Source organism: Saccharophagus degradans 2-40 (assembly GCF_000013665.1).
Taxonomy (GTDB): Bacteria; Pseudomonadota; Gammaproteobacteria; order Pseudomonadales; family Cellvibrionaceae; genus Saccharophagus; species Saccharophagus degradans.
In genome coordinates this window covers 2,842,339-2,858,548 of the sequence record NC_007912.1, presented here as the reverse complement: position 1 = coordinate 2,858,548, position 16,210 = coordinate 2,842,339, and the positions used below count along the sequence as shown (strand labels likewise).

General features: G+C 45.5%; 13 protein-coding genes. 12 read left to right on the top strand and 1 reads right to left on the bottom strand.

The genetic code is table 11. The features are described 5' to 3' along the window. The first annotated feature begins 180 nt into the window (after positions 1-180). The 10 genes from SDE_RS11775 (at position 181) to recO (ending at position 9,713) form a co-directional block, all read left to right on the top strand. On the top strand, positions 181-855 hold the full coding sequence (locus SDE_RS11775; protein ID WP_011468728.1) for a sigma-E factor negative regulatory protein: 675 nt from the start codon (positions 181-183) through the stop codon (positions 853-855). A 7-nt stretch (positions 856-862) separates the two neighbouring features. Beyond that, positions 863-1,948 carry a MucB/RseB C-terminal domain-containing protein gene (locus SDE_RS11770; RefSeq protein WP_011468727.1) on the top strand — a complete coding sequence of 362 codons (1,086 nt, stop codon included), beginning with the start codon at positions 863-865 and terminating at the stop codon, positions 1,946-1,948. Between the two features lie 79 nt (positions 1,949-2,027). Continuing rightward, positions 2,028-2,498: a SoxR reducing system RseC family protein gene (locus tag SDE_RS11765; RefSeq protein ID WP_011468726.1), complete on the top strand. Its 471-nt coding sequence runs from the start codon at positions 2,028-2,030 to the stop codon at positions 2,496-2,498. Between the two features lie 149 nt (positions 2,499-2,647). Further along, entirely contained in the window at positions 2,648-4,042 is a 1,395-nt protein-coding gene (locus SDE_RS11760) for a DegQ family serine endoprotease (protein WP_011468725.1), read from the top strand. A gap of 133 nt (positions 4,043-4,175) precedes the next feature. Next, a complete protein-coding gene (lepA, locus tag SDE_RS11755) occupies positions 4,176-5,975 on the top strand; it encodes a translation elongation factor 4 (protein ID WP_011468724.1) in 1,800 nt (599 codons plus the stop codon). A 72-nt stretch (positions 5,976-6,047) separates the two neighbouring features. Continuing rightward, positions 6,048-6,914 (top strand): signal peptidase I, encoded by an 867-nt coding sequence (gene lepB, locus SDE_RS11750; RefSeq protein WP_011468723.1) that lies wholly within the window; start codon positions 6,048-6,050, stop codon positions 6,912-6,914. 45 nt (positions 6,915-6,959) lie between these two features. Then, entirely contained in the window at positions 6,960-7,373 is a 414-nt protein-coding gene (locus tag SDE_RS11745) for a DUF4845 domain-containing protein (RefSeq protein ID WP_011468722.1), read from the top strand. Continuing rightward, entirely contained in the window at positions 7,360-8,040 is a 681-nt protein-coding gene (rnc, locus tag SDE_RS11740; protein WP_011468721.1) for a ribonuclease III, read from the top strand. Before SDE_RS11745 ends, rnc begins: the two co-directional genes overlap by 14 nt. Before the next feature lie 48 nt (positions 8,041-8,088). Next, on the top strand, positions 8,089-8,985 hold the full coding sequence (gene era, locus SDE_RS11735; RefSeq protein WP_011468720.1) for a GTPase Era: 897 nt from the start codon (positions 8,089-8,091) through the stop codon (positions 8,983-8,985). Positions 8,986-9,005: 20 nt separating this feature from the next. Further along, complete coding sequence (gene recO, locus SDE_RS11730) at positions 9,006-9,713, top strand: DNA repair protein RecO (RefSeq protein ID WP_011468719.1); 708 nt, start codon at positions 9,006-9,008, stop codon at positions 9,711-9,713. A 10-nt stretch (positions 9,714-9,723) separates the two neighbouring features. Here recO and SDE_RS11725 read toward each other — a convergent pair whose 3' ends face one another. Continuing rightward, positions 9,724-12,552: a response regulator gene (locus tag SDE_RS11725; RefSeq protein WP_011468718.1), complete on the bottom strand. Its 2,829-nt coding sequence runs from the start codon at positions 12,550-12,552 to the stop codon at positions 9,724-9,726. 434 nt (positions 12,553-12,986) lie between these two features. Between SDE_RS11725 and cysM the strand changes: the two genes are divergently transcribed. Both cysM and relA read left to right on the top strand, forming a co-directional pair. Beyond that, positions 12,987-13,877, top strand: coding sequence for a cysteine synthase CysM (cysM, locus tag SDE_RS11720; RefSeq protein WP_011468717.1), 891 nt, complete (start codon positions 12,987-12,989; stop codon positions 13,875-13,877). A gap of 85 nt (positions 13,878-13,962) precedes the next feature. Further along, positions 13,963-16,203 (top strand): GTP diphosphokinase, encoded by a 2,241-nt coding sequence (gene relA, locus SDE_RS11715; RefSeq protein ID WP_011468716.1) that lies wholly within the window; start codon positions 13,963-13,965, stop codon positions 16,201-16,203. The last annotated feature ends 7 nt before the right edge of the window (positions 16,204-16,210 follow it).

Sequence of the window (16,210 nt, the reverse complement as noted above, 5' to 3'; positions counted from 1 at the left end):
CGGCGAAATGTGATTTTTTTGTGAAAATTGTCACTTCTAGGGAACTACAGTGTGAACTGGGTTGTCTTACTTAGCAGGCAGGCATTGCCAAAAGCACAAATACTTATTCGTGCTTGGTAGTCTCTGAAAACATAATTACAGCTAAACTATTAGCACAGCGCTTATACAGGTAGCGAGTGTATGACTGAAAGCCAAAAACATAGCCTCAACGAGTCCCTATCAGCATTAGTTGATGGCGAAAGCAATGAGTTGGATTTGCGTAGAGTGCTAAAGCAAAGCGCAGCCGACGATGAGTTAAGAGAAACTTGGCGTCGCTACCAGTTAATAGGTGCGGTAATGCGTAACGATAAAGATGTTGCGCCTTCCATTGATATTTCTGCCGGTGTAATGGCAGCTATCGCTGATGAGCCAGCCCCCAGTGTGGCTAGCACTAGTAAAGTTAAAACTTGGCTCGAGGGAATGGGTAAAGCGAGTATTGCTGCCGCCGTTGCGGTGGGGGTGCTTGTTGGTGTGCAACAGTTGCCCAGTGAGCAAACAGGCGAAGAGCTTATGGCGGGTAGCGATGCAGCAGTACCTGCAGCGGTTAATGCTAATGTGCCAGATTGGTTTCAAAGTCAGCCTTTAAGTGCTCGCACAGTAAGTGGAGCAGGGGAAACTCATTCCGCGCCCGCAGCTTATGCTTCTTATCCTCGTGGCTCTGAGTTACCATCTGTAAATATCTCGCGCTTGTCTAGTGATCCAGAGCTGGAAGCGTACTTAAACAGAATGTTAGAGAAGCACGCCCAAAAAGCAGCGGCTGAAAATGGTATTAAAATGGTGCCCTTAGCCCGAGCGTCTTCCGTAGAAGGGGAATAATCCTGTAATGAAAATCGCTTTATCGCTAGCGATTGTGCTGGCTGTAGTGGGGGTGTCCCCTGCAGTCAGTGCTCTAGACAAAACCTCCTCTGTAGCCGAAATTCTCAATCAGCTCGGCAATTCCACCAAATCCCAAAATTACCGCGGTGAATTCACGTACGAACACGATGGCACCATCGATATGTTGCGTGTTGTACACGCTGTAATTGATGGCGTTGAGTACGAGCGTATTTACCACCTTAATGGGCCAGAAAAGTCCTTTATGCGTGAAGGGCAGAGTATTGACTGTGTTACGGCAGGTAATCATCTTTTACGCGGTCGAAGGCTTACGTTATCCAGCGGGCGTATGGTGAGTATTGATCAGAACTATCAATTCCATATGCGAGGCGAAGAGCGTATTGCAGGTCGAGAGGCGTTAATACTGCAATTGCTCCCCAAAGACCCTTATCGATACGGCATGGTACTAGGTGTAGATAAGCAAACGGGCTTGTTGACCAAGGCCGTTATTACCGAGGGGCAGAAAAAGGTATGGGAGCGTATTCAGTTTGTTTCGTTGAGCTTAGACGACGATATGGGGATAGAAGCTATTTACCCTGACCTCGCTACGGGCAAATCCAGTTTGGCGCCTTTGGTTGAGTCCTCCATGGTGGACGGCTCCGTGGTAGATGGCTCCGTGACCACCGAAGTACCGGCTTCCCCAGAAGGAAGTATGATTGATAATTCGAGCGAAGCGAGTGCTAGTGCAGAGCCGCCGGCGAATGACGCTGATCAAGATTGCCGTCAGCCCGCAGCATCTAAAGCACCGCTCCAACCTGCATGGGTGCCCAATGGTTTTGTGTTGTCCGACTACTCTTATTCTGATGAAGACGGGCATATGGAAACCTATACCGACGGCCTTTCAGTATTTTCTATCTTTATTGGTCGTGTTACCGATAAGCCTTCTCAGGCAGTTGTTCGAAATGGGGCAACAGTTAGCTTATTAACCAGTGTGCCCAGCGATAACCAATTCGTAACAATTACTGTTGTGGGTGAGGTGCCTGCGGTTACCGCGCACCGCGTTACGCAGTCGTTGCGCGTGCCTGTAGTTAAATAGAGTTAAGCAGAGTTAAGTAAAGTTAAATAAATAGTTAACCAAGCAGTTAACCAAGCAGTTAAATAAGTAGCTAAATAAAATGTTATCAGAAACCGCAAAAGTTGTTGCTGTAGAGTCCGATGGGCTTTGGGTGGAAACCCATCAGCAATCTGCGTGTAACCAATGCCGAGCTAAAAATGGTTGCGGTCAAAAGTTGCTTGCGGGTGGCCCATCTAACGCTACGTTAGTTAAGGCAATTTTTAATGCTGCCTCACCTTCCGAAATTTGGACTGTGGGCGATAACGTTGTTATAGGTATTGAAGAGCGCGCGTTAATTAACGGCGCGTTTATGGCCTATGTATTACCGCTACTATTTATGGTTGCAGCTGTTGTGGCAGGCTCTTTTGTTGGTTTGTCCGATCCAGTTCTCGCCTTGGTGGCGCTGGCAGGGGTGTTGCTAGGTGGTTTAATTGTGCACCTTCACGGCAAGCGCCAATTAAGCACTATAAATAGCGGCGGCGAGTCGTGTTACCAAGCTGTTGTTATGGCAAAAGCGGCGTCGCTAGATTAATTTTTCTCTTGATTTTTTTTGGTTTTATCCCCACCTATCTGTTGACGGCCATATTTGCCGCTCATGCTATTAAGTCTATTTTTATCTGAACTTTTTACTGTTTTTTTCTTCGAAGCTTTTACTTAATTGATAATGTTAGAGGTTAAATAATGGTTCGCATCTCATCTTGGCTGTTGGTTTTTTGTGTGCTTACTTTCACGGGCGTGGCCAACGCTAATCTGCCAGATTTTAGTGATCTAATAGAGCGGTCGTCACCCGCTGTAGTAAAAATTAATACGTCTGCAAATGTGGCTCAGGGGCGATTACAGTTGCCACAAGGGCAGCAAGTGCCAGAGTGGTTTAAACACTTCTTAGACCCAGGGCGGCAAGGAATTAGGCCAAACCAACGTGTTCAATCGATGGGGTCCGGTTTTTTTATTTCTGCCGATGGTTATGTAATTACCAATCACCACGTTATTGATAATGCCGATGAAATAACCGTTGAGCTTGTCGATCGAAGAGAATACCCAGCCACCGTCGTTGGGGTGGACCCACGGTCCGATTTGGCGTTATTAAAAATAGACGAAGACAATCTTCCATTCCTGAAGGTTGCTGAAGGTTCGCCCTTAAAAGTGGGTGAGTGGGTAGTGGCCATTGGTTCGCCATTTGGGCTTAAGTTTTCGGCGAGTGCCGGTATTGTAAGTGCAATAGGGCGTAGCATACGCAATCAGTCTGGTGAAGATTACGTGCCCTTTGTGCAAACGGATGTAGCTATAAACCCCGGCAATTCGGGTGGCCCACTGTTTAACCTTAAAGGGGAGGTTGTCGGCGTTAACTCGCAAATCTATTCCCAGTCCGGCGGCTCTATCGGTTTGTCGTTCGCCATCCCATCAAGTGTAGTTAATAACGTTGTTAAGCAGTTGAAAGAAAAAGGCACAGTTTCACGCGGTTGGTTAGGTGTGGTTATTCAAGAGGTAGACGGAGACTTGGCCGCATCTTTCGGTTTAGATAGACCGCGCGGTGCTTTAGTGAGCGAAGTGTTGGAAGATTCGCCCGCAGAAAAAGGCGGTTTGCAGCCCGGTGATGTCATTGTGTCTTTCGATGGTGGTGAAATTCTCACTTCTAGTGATTTACCTCACCTTGTTGGAGCAACTCAGCCCGAGTCCAAAGTAGATGTTGAGGTTGTGCGCAAAGGCAAAACCAAAAAGCTAAAAGTGGAAGTTGGCGCTCTGCCTGGGGCTGATGCTGTTGCCACGCTAGGTGGAGGACCTGGGGCGGCTAAAGGCGGGGTGCTTGGTGTGCAAGTAACTGATGCACCTAAGGATTTACTGGAGCAGTTGAAGCTGGATGGCGGCGTGCTTGTGCAGGCTGTAGCGCCAAATAGCCCAGCAAGCAACGCGGGCATTAAGGCTGGCGATGTAATTTCTGAAGTGAATTTCATCGAGGTTAAAAGTGTAAAATCTCTTCAAAAAGTCGCCAAAGAGTTACCCAAAGGTAAGTTGTTGCCCATTCGATTCTTTAGCGATGGCCGCCCCGTATTTAGAACAATCAAAATAGCTGAATAACACTTGCTTATCACCTCTGGAGGGCGCGCATAGCGTGCGCCTTCCAAATACTGTAGACTTGCGCCACTAACCGATGCGTGTTTTTCTAAACAGTGCATTTTTAACCTTATTTTTCAAAGAGTTGCGCGTTTAAGTGACAGATTTAAGTCATATTCGAAACTTTTCCATCATTGCCCATATTGATCATGGTAAATCCACTCTAGCCGACAGGTTTATTCAGCACTGTGGCGGCTTATCTGCTCGCGAAATGGAAGCCCAAGTACTGGACTCCATGGATATCGAGCGAGAGCGCGGTATTACAATCAAGGCGCAAAGTGTAACGCTGTCCTATACCTCCAAAAGTGGCAAGGTATATCAATTAAACTTTATTGATACCCCAGGGCACGTGGATTTCTCCTACGAAGTATCTCGCTCACTTGCTGCATGTGAAGGTGCACTGCTAGTGGTTGATGCTGCACAAGGCGTAGAGGCTCAGTCTGTAGCTAACTGCTATACCGCGCTTGATCAAGGCCTAGAAGTTATTCCTGTACTGAATAAAATCGACCTGCCGCAAGCAGAGCCAGAGCGAGTAGCCAGCGAAATTGAAGACATTATTGGTATCGATGCCACTGATGCCGTGCGCTGTAGCGCTAAATCGGGCCTTGGTATAGAAGATGTGCTGGAAGTGCTCATTAAGTCTGTACCTGCACCTGTGGGTGATATCGACGCACCTTTGCAAGCCTTAATTATCGACTCTTGGTTTGATAACTACCTTGGCGTAGTGTCTTTGGTGCGTGTGACTCAGGGTTGCTTAAAGACTAAAGATAAAATCATATTGAAGAGCTTGGGCAAGCCTCATGTAGTCGATATGGTGGGCGTATTTACGCCAAAGCGTAAAGAAACAGGCATTTTAAAAGCTGGTGAAGTGGGTTTTGTTGTTGCTGGTATTAAAGAAATATTAGGTGCGCCAGTTGGCGATACCATTACTCATGCATCTACAAGCACCGTTCCTCAGTTGCCTGGCTTCAAAAAGGTTAAGCCTCAAGTTTACGCGGGCTTGTTCCCAGTAAGTTCAGACGATTACGAAAACTTTCGTGATGCGTTGGGTAAGTTAACTTTAAACGACGCTTCTCTGTTTTACGAACCCGAAAGCTCTGAAGCATTAGGCTTTGGTTTTCGATGTGGTTTCTTGGGTATGCTCCACATGGAGATTATTCAAGAGCGCTTGGAGCGTGAGTACGACTTAGACCTGATTACAACTGCACCTACAGTAATATATGAAGTAGAGAAAAACGACGGTAGCGTTGTGTACGTAGATAACCCGTCTAAGTTACCAGATTTAGGCACTATTGCGGAAATGCGAGAGCCTATAGTTGAAGCCAATATGCTAATGCCGCAGGCATACCTAGGTGCAGTAATTACCTTGTGTATTGAAAAGCGCGGTGTGCAAAAAGATATGCAATATCTGGGTGGTCAGGTTGCATTGAAGTACGAGCTGCCTATGGCAGAGGTTGTGCTCGATTTCTTCGATAAGCTTAAATCTGTAAGCCGTGGTTTTGCATCCTTAGATTACAATTTCGTGCGCTTTGAGGCGGCCAAGCTTGTACGCCTAGATGTACTTATTAATAGTGAAAAAGTAGATGCTTTGGCGCTTATTGTTCATCGTGATACTGCACAATATAAAGGTCGCTCACTTGCGGATAAGATGAAAGAGCTTATTCCTCGGCAGATGTTTGATGTGGCTATTCAGGCGGCTATTGGTGGCCAAGTGGTGGCTCGTACCACGGTGAAGGCGCTGCGCAAAAACGTAATTGCAAAATGTTATGGCGGCGACGTTTCTCGAAAGAAGAAATTGCTAGAGAAGCAAAAAGCCGGTAAAAAACGTATGAAGCAGGTGGGGCGTGTAGAAATTCCGCAAGAGGCTTTCTTAGCTGTGCTCAAGGTAGATAGCTAACCTCACGCCATTATGCAAGTCGGGCTTCGGCTCGGCTTGTGTCTACGTAAACTAAATTAAGCTCGGTTAATTATGGATATTAATGTTCCTCTAATTTTGTTTTTATTGGTTGCTGGTACTGGGGTGGTAACCCTTGTAGATAGAGTGCTATGGGCCGGTAAACGCAAAGCTGCAATAGCAAAAGTGCAAGAAAACTTCAGCGAACTAACCGAAGAACAAAAAGAGGAAGACAAGAAGTATCAAGCGGCAATAGCCACTGCTTCTGCAGAGCCTAGCTATGTAGAGATATCAAAGTCCTTTTTTCCCTTATTAGCACTCGTGTTTGTGGTTCGATCTTTCATTATTGAACCCTTCCAAATCCCGTCTGAATCGATGGTGCCAACGCTAGAAGTAGGCGATTTCATTGCAGTTAATAAATTTACCTACGGGATTCGCTTGCCTATACTGCGTACTAAGGTGTTGGATATTAACGACCCCGAGCGCGGCGATGTAATGGTGTTTTTTCCCCCTAATGAAAAGCGCTACTTTATTAAGCGTGTTATCGGGCTGCCGGGCGACAAAGTAAGAATTCAAAACAACCGCTTGTTTATTAATGGTGTGGAGGTTCCGCGCGAACACGTAAGCGACGTGATTCCAACAAACCCCGGTGAATTCTGCTTCAGTGTGGGCGGGGTGTATAAAGTCATGGAAGAGACGATCGATGGTAAAAAACACATCATGCGTAATTGCTCTACGCCTAGCTCAGCTGGCCTAGCTTACTCAAGTGTTGTGCCTGAAGGGCATTACTTTATGATGGGCGATAACCGCGATAACAGTGGTGACTCCCGTAAATTTGGTATGGTTCCCGAGGAGCGTATCGTCGGTAAAGCATTTGTAATTTGGATGCACTGGGATAAGTTTTTAAGTATTCCAAGCTTTTCTCGAGCTGGCTCAATTTAGCTCGCTGAATTGTAAACCCTTCTCGCATTAGTCGGAGTAATAGTTATGAATAAAAAGTATCAAACTGGTATGGGTACTATGACCCTTCTGGTATACCTCTGCTTTGCGGGTATTGTTTTACTTTGCTGCGCGAAAATAGTTCCTGCTTTATACGATGACCGAGTTTTGGTGTCGAAGGCTTTAGAAAGCCTAATGAAAGAGCCAGAATTAGAGTCTATGACTAAAACGGAAATAAAGTCCAAAATAGACAAATTTTTTAGTATGAATGGTATTCGTGGCGAAGCGACAAAGGGAATTAAAGTTGTACGCTACGGCGAAGGCATGCTAGTAAACATTAAGTACGAAGTGCGCAATAACCTGTTTAAGAACATAGATGTGGTTATGCATTTCGAGCACCAGCTGAATACGGCAACCAAGGAATGTTGTGAATACCTTGTAGAAGATAATGAACCAGAATGATCGATTGGTAGCCCGATTGGGCTACACCTTCAAAGATAAAAGTCTCCTTAAGTTAGCTCTTTCTCACAGAAGTTATGGCAAACAAAACAATGAACGCGTGGAGTTTCTGGGCGATTCACTGCTAAATTTTATTATTGCAGAAGCCTTGTTTGCTAAGTTTCCCACCGCCAAAGAGGGGCAGCTTACCCAGCTCCGCGCCAATCTTGTTAAAGGTGAAACTCTCGCCGAAATAGCGCGTGAATTTGGTTTGGGTGATTTTCTTCTGCTAGGAGAAGGGGAGCTTAAAAGTGGTGGTTTTCGTCGAGCGTCCATTCTCGCCGATGCCGTAGAAGCCTTGATTGGTGCCATATACTTAGATTCCAACAGCAGTATGCCTACGTGCCGTGAGCGCGTGCTGGCATGGTATGCCACAAGACTTGATAAAGTCGAGCTTAAAGCCACAGCCAAAGATGCTAAAACCCTTCTACAGGAATACCTACAAGAGCGCAAAATGCCGTTGCCAACCTATACTGTACTAGCAGAGGGTGGCGAAGCACACTCTCGCCAGTTTACAGTGGAGTGTACTATTACGGGCAAATCTAAGCCCTGCAGTGCGGTGGGCAATAGCAAGCGAATTGCAGAAAAGCTTGCTGCCGAAAAAATGCTAAGTCAGCTTACAAATGCCTAGTACAGGCAAGCAAATTATCTGGGCAAGCTAGCCCAACAGGTTAAAACCATGAGTTCAGAAAAAACCTACGCGGGATATATCGCTATTGTTGGCCGCCCAAATGTGGGCAAATCAACATTGTTAAATCACGTGCTTGAGCAAAAAATCAGTATCACCTCTCGCAAGCCTCAAACCACGCGCAATAATGTTGTGGGTATTAAAACTGAAGGCGGCGTGCAAATGGTGTTCGTCGATACCCCAGGAATTCACCTCGGTCACGATAAAGCTATTAACCGGTTTATGAACAAGTCGGCGTCGTCTGCCTTAGCCGATGTGGACACGGTAGTGTTTGTGGTAGATAAACAGCACTGGACTCCGGAAGATGAACATGTGCTTTCGCAAGTAATAAATGTTAAGTGCCCAGTTATTATCGCGGTGAACAAGGTTGACCAGCTAGAAGATAAAAATAGCATCTTACCCCATTTGCAACGGCTTGCAGAAAAGCTACCTAAAGCCGAAATTGTGCCTATTTCTGCATTAAAAGGGCAAAATCTCGACCGTTTAGAAGCTCTCATTAAAAGCTATTTACCTGAAGCAACCCATTTTTACCCAGATGATCAGATCACCGATCGCAGTTCGCGATTTATGGCTGCAGAGATAGTGCGTGAAAAAATCACTCGTCAATTAGGTGCTGAGCTGCCATACCAAATGGCCGTGGAGATAGAAGAGTTTCAGCACGAAGGTACGCTAATTACCATTCACGCGCTTATTTTAGTGGAGCGTGATGGTCAAAAGCGTATATTAATTGGCGATAAAGGTGAAAAACTAAAAGCAATTGGCTCTCAAGCTAGGGAAGATATGGAGAGACTGTTTGATTGTAAAGTTATGCTCAAACTATGGGTTAAGGTTAAGTCGGGCTGGTCGGACGATGAGCGTGCTCTACGTAGCTTAGGTTATACAGACTAGAGCCTTGTAGGCTTGCTTACATGAGTACTTACATGAGTGATGATGTAACAGATAACGCCTACATTCTTCACTCACGTGCGTACACGGATTCGCGAATAATCATTGAGTTTTTTACAGAAAATCATGGGCGCGTAGCCGGTATATTTAGGTTGCCAAGTAAAAAACGCCACTTTAAACCCCAGCCTTTCACACTCTATACCATTCACTGGCGTTGGGGAGCTGAGCTTAAAACCATTTTGTTTTTAGACCCCATTGCCAACGCCGAAGCTTTGGTGGGTAAAGCTTCCTACTGTGGCCTATATCTTAATGAGCTAGTTTTGAGGCTGTTAAGTAAGGAAGACCCCAGCCCAGAAATATTTGCTGCGTATAATGCAGCGCTTAAAGGGTTAGTTGGTGGCCAAGAGCTAGAGGCGCCATTGCGGCATTTTGAGTTAGGTATTCTTGCAGAGCTTGGTTACGCGGTTGATTTCGACTTCGACAGCTCTGGCAATCCCATTGCTGCATCAAACAGTGTTGCTTACTTGTTTAAAGTGGGGGAGGGGTTTTCACTTTATTCTGTTGGTCAAAAGCAAGTTGGGCACGTATATAGCGGTGCTGTATTGCGTGATATATCGGCTCGCAACTTTTCTAATACCCCAGTAAAAAAGGCTGCTAAGCAGATTTGTCGGGCTTGCCTTGCGCCGCTGTTGGGCGCAAAGCCATTGAAATCCCGAGAGCTATTTTTATAAGATCGCAGTGTTAATCGTCACTAAAAAGCACGTCTATATCGTGTTCTTCCGCCCATTGCAGTAAGTTTTTTATCTCCGCTTCTAATAGTTGTATTTCATTCGCTAAATTGTTGTACTTGTTTTTTTGCAGGTTTTTATCAATCTGTTCGCTTATGGCTTTTAGTCGTGGCACACCACAATAACAGCAGCCTCCATGCAGTTTATGTACTGTTTCTTGCAGTTCATCAAATTGCTTGTTTTCGTACTGTGTACGGCTTTTGTGAAGCACATCGGGTAGTGTTTCTATAAGCATTGAAAGCATATCGCCGGCCAGGCTAGGGTTTTGGTTGGTAAGGCTTAGGCCTAGCGCACGATCTACAATGGCGGCAGCTTGACTATCTGTTGCGGGTTGATTCTCACCGGTTTTATCGGCGTTAGGTGAGTGCTCAATTAATGCGCTTGCAACAGGTGCCGGGTTGGTGGGCGCAATCTTGGTGGCAATAGTTACATTGGTCCAGCGTTCAATAACATGGCGCAATTCGCTTTCGCTCACGGGCTTGCTTAAACAATCATCCATGCCTGCGAGTAATAATCTGGATTTTTGCTCGCTGACTGCATGGGCGGTAAGTGCAATTATGGGTGTTCGTGGGCCGCTTGTTTCAAGTTCACGAATATGGCCGGTAGTTTCAATACCATCCATAGAGGGCATTTGAATATCCATTAGAATCAAATCAAAATGGGAATCTTTTATTTGGGCAATTGCTTGTTCGCCACTTTCCACAGGCGTCACATTAATGTTTAACCCTTTAAGCAGCTCTGTTACAAGTTTTAAGTTAGCGGGGTTGTCATCTACCGCAAGTATATTCACCTGTTGCTGTTCAAGCGGTTCGTGCTGGTGAAGATAGGTTCTACTTTCAATATTCTCAGTAGCTACAATTTCTAATTGTTCGCAAATGGTTTGATGCAGCTTGTTACAAAAAAGTGGTCTATTAATAAATAGGCTATTGGTGCCGGCTAGGTGTGGCTCTAGTATGCGTTGAATACTGCTTGGAGCCAAAATAATTACAGGAATATTGAAACGATGGTTTAGCTGAGTCACGTGTTCGCAAATACGCAGACGATCGAATGTTTTGATATCAATCATGCTATCGATAATTGCTATATCTACTGGCTCGCTATTACTAAAGAAGCTTATTTGAGGTTCAATGTCCTCCATCTCGCCAGTCTCGCAAACTTTTGCCCCCCAACCGGTTAGGTAGTGGGTAATTTCCATTCGCCCCATATTACTGTGATCGAATACTAGCGCGTGCACGCCGCGCAAAGTGCCCGCTAAATAGGTTTGTTTTGCACTCGCGCTCGGGCTTCTACCTAGGGTGCTTGTAAACCAAAATGTGGCCCCTTTTCCTAGGGTGCTTTCTACACCTATAGTGCCATTCATTCGGTCCACAAGGCCTTTTGCGATGGCCAAACCTAGGCCGGTACCGCCGTGTAGCCGGCTTTCACTCGAATCCAACTGGGTAAACGGGTCGAATAGTCGCTCCTGTTGATCTTGAGATAAGCCTATACCGCTATCGGTAACTCTAAACTTTAAAGTGAATTGATTCTCAGAGCTTTGGTCTTTGCTAACGCCCAGTAAAATATAGCCAACATCTGTAAATTTTATGGCGTTGGAAACCAGATTGCTTAGCACCTGCTTCAAGCGAAGCGGGTCGCCAAGCAGGTTTTCGGGTACATCGTGGTCAATAATGGTGAGCATGCGAATATTTTTTTCATTCGCAGCGGGGGTTTGTAATTTAAGGGTGTCTTCAATTAATTGGCGTATTTTAACTGGCTTATATTCCAGAGTAAGCGTACCTATTTCTAAGCGTGAAAAGTCTAGAATATCGTTGATAATGGTGAGCAAGCCTTTAGCAGACTCTTCTATAGTGGTGAGGTAGTCTACTTGCTGGTTATTCAGCTCAGTTTTACGAAGAAGTTCGGAAAAGCCCAATATCCCGTTTAGGGGGGTGCGTATTTCGTGGCTGGTGTTTGCCAAAAACTCACTTTTAACTCGGCTGGCTTGCAGGGCAGATTTGCGCGCTATATCCAATTCTATATTTTGTATTTCTACCGTTTCTAGTGTTTCACGCAGTTCATGTGTGGATTGATCTATATTAAGTTGAAGTTCGTCATTGGCGGATTTTTGCAGTGCGCCAAGACGGTTAATATTAGAGGCTAGGTCTTTAAATACTGAGGAGGGCTCGATAGTAATGCTTTTTTCGAAATTACCCTTAAGAAAATCTCTTAAGCCAGTTTCAATTTTTTGCAAGGGTGTGGCAAGGGCATCGCGGAAGCGTCGCGCAAAGTAGAATGTTAGAAACAAACACAGTGAGCCAGCAAGTAATATTGTAATAGTGCCTTGATACTCGCTAATAGCCCAGCTGCGTTTATCTATAGCAATTATCACCCAGAGTGGGGTGCTACTTTGTAAGTTAGATTTTTTGAGTGGAAATGAATAGATAAGAGAATCTTCGTGAGTCCACTGCGATTCTACGCCTAGTTGGGTTTGATAGCTGTGTGTACGTAAAGGCAGGCCGTAGCTTGCGATTTGTTGCCCTGTAGCACTGCTTACAACAATCGAACGATAATCGCCTGTGGCGAGCAAAGCATTGGCCGCTTCGGCGAAGGGGTTTGTGCTCGCTTTATTGGAGAATACAACGCTGTTTAGTAGCTCGGTAGCTAGGTGTTTGTTGTTGCTAAATTGGTCTTCTATGTGACTTTTTTGTAGATAGAAAAAAGTGGACGCCAAAATAAAGCAGGCCGCAAACACAGGTACTGTAATGAGACGAAACAATTCCGTTTGAACTGATTGAGATTTCATTTATTAAAAACCTAAGCTATTAATAATAATCGGTGTATATCTCGTACCGCGACTTAGCGGGCCGGTGAAATTGATAGGCGATTGTATAGCTGTTTATTGCAAGCGCAAAACATATATAAGAATTAACGCAGCTATCAAAATAGACCCAAGTGTAACTGTTTTACTCAGTTAAGTGGGATTTTGCTCATTTGTAGAGGAATATCTAGCTGTTATTACACAAAGCCTAGGGGAAATAACCCGATTTTCGGGTGGCGATACCCCTTTAGTTGTTAGCCGAGTATAATGCCGCGTTAATTTGTAATGTGTATGTGTAAACAGGCGTTTTGTTTACTTGAAGTGCCCCAAAAATTGTTTTTTGGCGCTCTCAATGGTTGACACATTACGCAAATACAATTTGCACAGAGCCTGCCGGATAAAAGAGATTTTTTCGCACTATGGAATACCCCACAATAGAAGCAATTATTGGGAATACCCCCCTTGTTCGTTTACAGCGCCTTCCTGGTTGCGAGAAAAATACAGTTTTAGTTAAGTTGGAAGGTAATAACCCTGGTGGGTCCGTCAAAGATCGGCCTGCACTCTCGATGATTCAGCGCGCAGAAGCCGCTGGGGCAATAAAACCAGGCGATACGATTATTGAGGCTACCAGTGGTAATACAGGCATAGCCTTAGCAATGGTGGCTGCTGTTAAGGGCTATAATATGATCCTTATTATGCCCGATCATATGACAGAAGAGCGCAAAGCGGCAATGACGGCTTATGGTGCTAAGCTTATCTTGGTGTCCAAAGCCGAGGGCATGGAGGGCGCAAGGGATTTGGCGCAGGCGATGGCATCACGCGGTGAAGGGGTGGTGTTAGATCAATTTAGTAATACAGATAATCCTCTTGCTCATTTTACTGGCACTGGCCCAGAAATTTGGCAGCAAACCGGCGGTACGGTTACTCATTTTGTAAGCTCGATGGGTACTACGGGCACCATAGTGGGCACCTCTAAGTTCTTAAAAAGCCAAAACCCGAATGTACAGGTGGTCGGTTTGCAACCTGCAGAAGGAGCGGCTATTCCCGGTATTAGAGCATGGCCACAAGAGTATATGCCGACTATTTTTACCGATGAAAATATTGATAGCGTTGTGCAAATGTCACAACAAAAAGCCGAAGAAACCATGCGCCTTTTAGCAAAAAAAGAAGGTGTGTTTTGTGGTGTTTCTTCAGGCGGAGCCGTTGCGGCAGCGTTAGATATCGCCGCGAGTACAGAGGGCGCCGTTATAGTAGCTATAATTTGCGATCGCGGAGATCGCTACTTATCGTCAGGTGTGTTTAATTCTTAAAGCAGCTGCATTACGTTGCGGCTAATGGGGATTTCGCTCATGCAGCCGCTAGAAAATTTCTGCCGCAGAAATAAAAGAAACGAATATGGTACAAGTTAGAGTAGATAAGCCACTTACATCGTCTGGGGAATTGGACGTAGATGCATGGATAGAGCGCCTGCGCGATCTTTCTGAAATAGATGATGATGGCAAAAAAGCTCTCGCATTAGCATGCGAAAAAGTAATCGAAGTTGAAGGGCTGCCCGGTGATAAGTTAACCGGTTGGGGCGAGGGGTATACCACCCTTAACGCCGGGCTGGATATGGCAGAAATTCTGGCCGAATTACAGTTGGATGCAGAATCTTTAACTGCCGCGTTACTTTATCGCAGTGTTCGCGAAAATAAAATTTCTACGGAAGTGGTGAATGAGCTTTTTGGTCGAGGAGTGCACCGTTTAATTGATGGTGTACGACAGATGGCGGCTATCAGTGGGCTCACCAATCACTCTGGCGAATCTGTTTTTGGGCAGGAGTCTGCAGAGCAGGCTGAAAATGTTCGTAAAATGCTGGTTGCCATGGTTGATGATGTTCGCGTCGCGCTTATCAAGCTGGCTGAGCGAACCTGTGCAATTCGCGCCGTTAAAAAAGCCCCTTTAGAAAAGCGTCAGCGTGTAGCGCATGAAGTGGCTGATATATACGCTCCACTTGCTCACCGTTTAGGTATTGGTCATATAAAATGGGAGCTAGAAGACCTTTCTTTTAGGTATTTGCGCCCATACGATTACAAATATATAGCTAAGTTATTAGATGAACGCAGGCTAGACCGACAAGAATATATTGAAAATGTTATTGGCATAATTAAAACCCAATTATCAGCCGAAGCTATTGAGGCAGATGTGTTTGGACGGGCCAAGCACATTTACAGTATCTGGCGCAAAATGCGCAAAAAAAATATCGACTTCTCGCAGGTTTACGATATTCGTGCAATTCGGATTTTAGTTAATACCGAGCGTGAATGTTACACCGTGCTGGGTATAGTGCATGCTTTGTGGCGCAATATTCCCTTGGAGTTCGATGATTATATTGCTAACCCTAAAGAAAATGGCTACCGCAGTCTTCATACTGCAGTGCATGGCCCTGGCAGTAGGGTGCTAGAAGTTCAAATACGCACAAAGGCAATGCACGAAGAGGCCGAGTTTGGTGTATGTGCTCATTGGCGCTATAAAAATGCAGAGAAAGGCGGTGCTGAGGCCAGCTACGAAGGTAAAATTGCTTGGCTGCGTCAAGTGCTTGAGTGGCACGAAGAAGTGGGTGGCAGCCCTTGGGATGATCACCTTACCGCTAGCGTCGAGCAAGACCGTATTTACCTGTTCACCCCAGAAGGGCACGTAATAGATTTACCTGAGGGGGCAACGCCGGTAGATTTTGCATTCCGTATCCACTCGGATGTTGGCTTGCGTTGCCGTGGAGCCAAAATAAATGGGCGCATAGTCCCACTTAACCACCCCTTAAAAACCGCAGATCAAGTAGAAATACTAACCGGTAAGCGCGAGTCACCTAGCCGAGACTGGCTTAACCCTGCGCTTGGGTACATCACAACATCTCGAGCACGCGCACGATTGCACCAGTGGTTTAAGCTGCAAGATCGGGATCAAAATATCGCCGACGGCCGCGCATTACTGGATAAAGAATTTAAGCGGTTGGCTGTTGAAGGCTTAGATTACGACAAGCTGCTTAAAAAATTAGGGCTTAAACACCTCGATGACCTATATGCCGCTGTTGGCACTGCCGATTACAGTGTAGATAAAGTTCTGAATGCCGCGCAGCGACTTATTAGTGGTGATGAGCCGGTTAACCCAGTTATCTCACTTGTTGGTAAGGCATCGGTTGAAAAAGGTGGTCGCGATGTATTTATTGATGGTGTTGGTAATTTAATGTCGCAGATTGCGCATTGCTGTCACCCCATTCCTGGGGATCGCATTGTGGGTTACATCACATTAGGGCGCGGAGTATCCATTCACCGTCAAGATTGCGGCAACATTATGCAGCATCAGGCTAATGAGCCTAGTCGAATAATTGCTGTAGATTGGGCCGAAGCACCTAAGCAGTTGTATTCAGCTGTAATTGCATTGGAAGCATTTGATAGGCACGGGCTGTTGCGTGATATCACAACCTTGCTCGACCGAGAGCGAGTGAATGTGAGTGCAATGCAAACTATTTCAGACAAAGATAAAAATACTGTTGAAATGACAATCACCATTGAAATTTCCGATTTCGGTGCATTGAGCCGTGTTTTTGCTAAATTGAGTCAATTGCCTAACGTGACGGAAGTTCGCAGAAAGCACTAACGGAAAT

Coding starts and splice junctions, on each gene's coding strand:
- cysM (WP_011468717.1), top strand. CDS start 12,987: ATGGAATACCCCACAATAGAAGCAATTATTGGGAATACCCCCCTTGTT.
- SDE_RS11745 (WP_011468722.1), top strand. CDS start 6,960: ATGAATAAAAAGTATCAAACTGGTATGGGTACTATGACCCTTCTGGTA.
- SDE_RS11775 (WP_011468728.1), top strand. CDS start 181: ATGACTGAAAGCCAAAAACATAGCCTCAACGAGTCCCTATCAGCATTA.
- rnc (WP_011468721.1), top strand. CDS start 7,360: ATGAACCAGAATGATCGATTGGTAGCCCGATTGGGCTACACCTTCAAA.
- SDE_RS11725 (WP_011468718.1), bottom strand. CDS start 12,552: ATGAAATCTCAATCAGTTCAAACGGAATTGTTTCGTCTCATTACAGTA.
- SDE_RS11765 (WP_011468726.1), top strand. CDS start 2,028: ATGTTATCAGAAACCGCAAAAGTTGTTGCTGTAGAGTCCGATGGGCTT.
- SDE_RS11760 (WP_011468725.1), top strand. CDS start 2,648: ATGGTTCGCATCTCATCTTGGCTGTTGGTTTTTTGTGTGCTTACTTTC.
- era (WP_011468720.1), top strand. CDS start 8,089: ATGAGTTCAGAAAAAACCTACGCGGGATATATCGCTATTGTTGGCCGC.
- relA (WP_011468716.1), top strand. CDS start 13,963: ATGGTACAAGTTAGAGTAGATAAGCCACTTACATCGTCTGGGGAATTG.
- SDE_RS11770 (WP_011468727.1), top strand. CDS start 863: ATGAAAATCGCTTTATCGCTAGCGATTGTGCTGGCTGTAGTGGGGGTG.
- recO (WP_011468719.1), top strand. CDS start 9,006: ATGAGTACTTACATGAGTGATGATGTAACAGATAACGCCTACATTCTT.
- lepB (WP_011468723.1), top strand. CDS start 6,048: ATGGATATTAATGTTCCTCTAATTTTGTTTTTATTGGTTGCTGGTACT.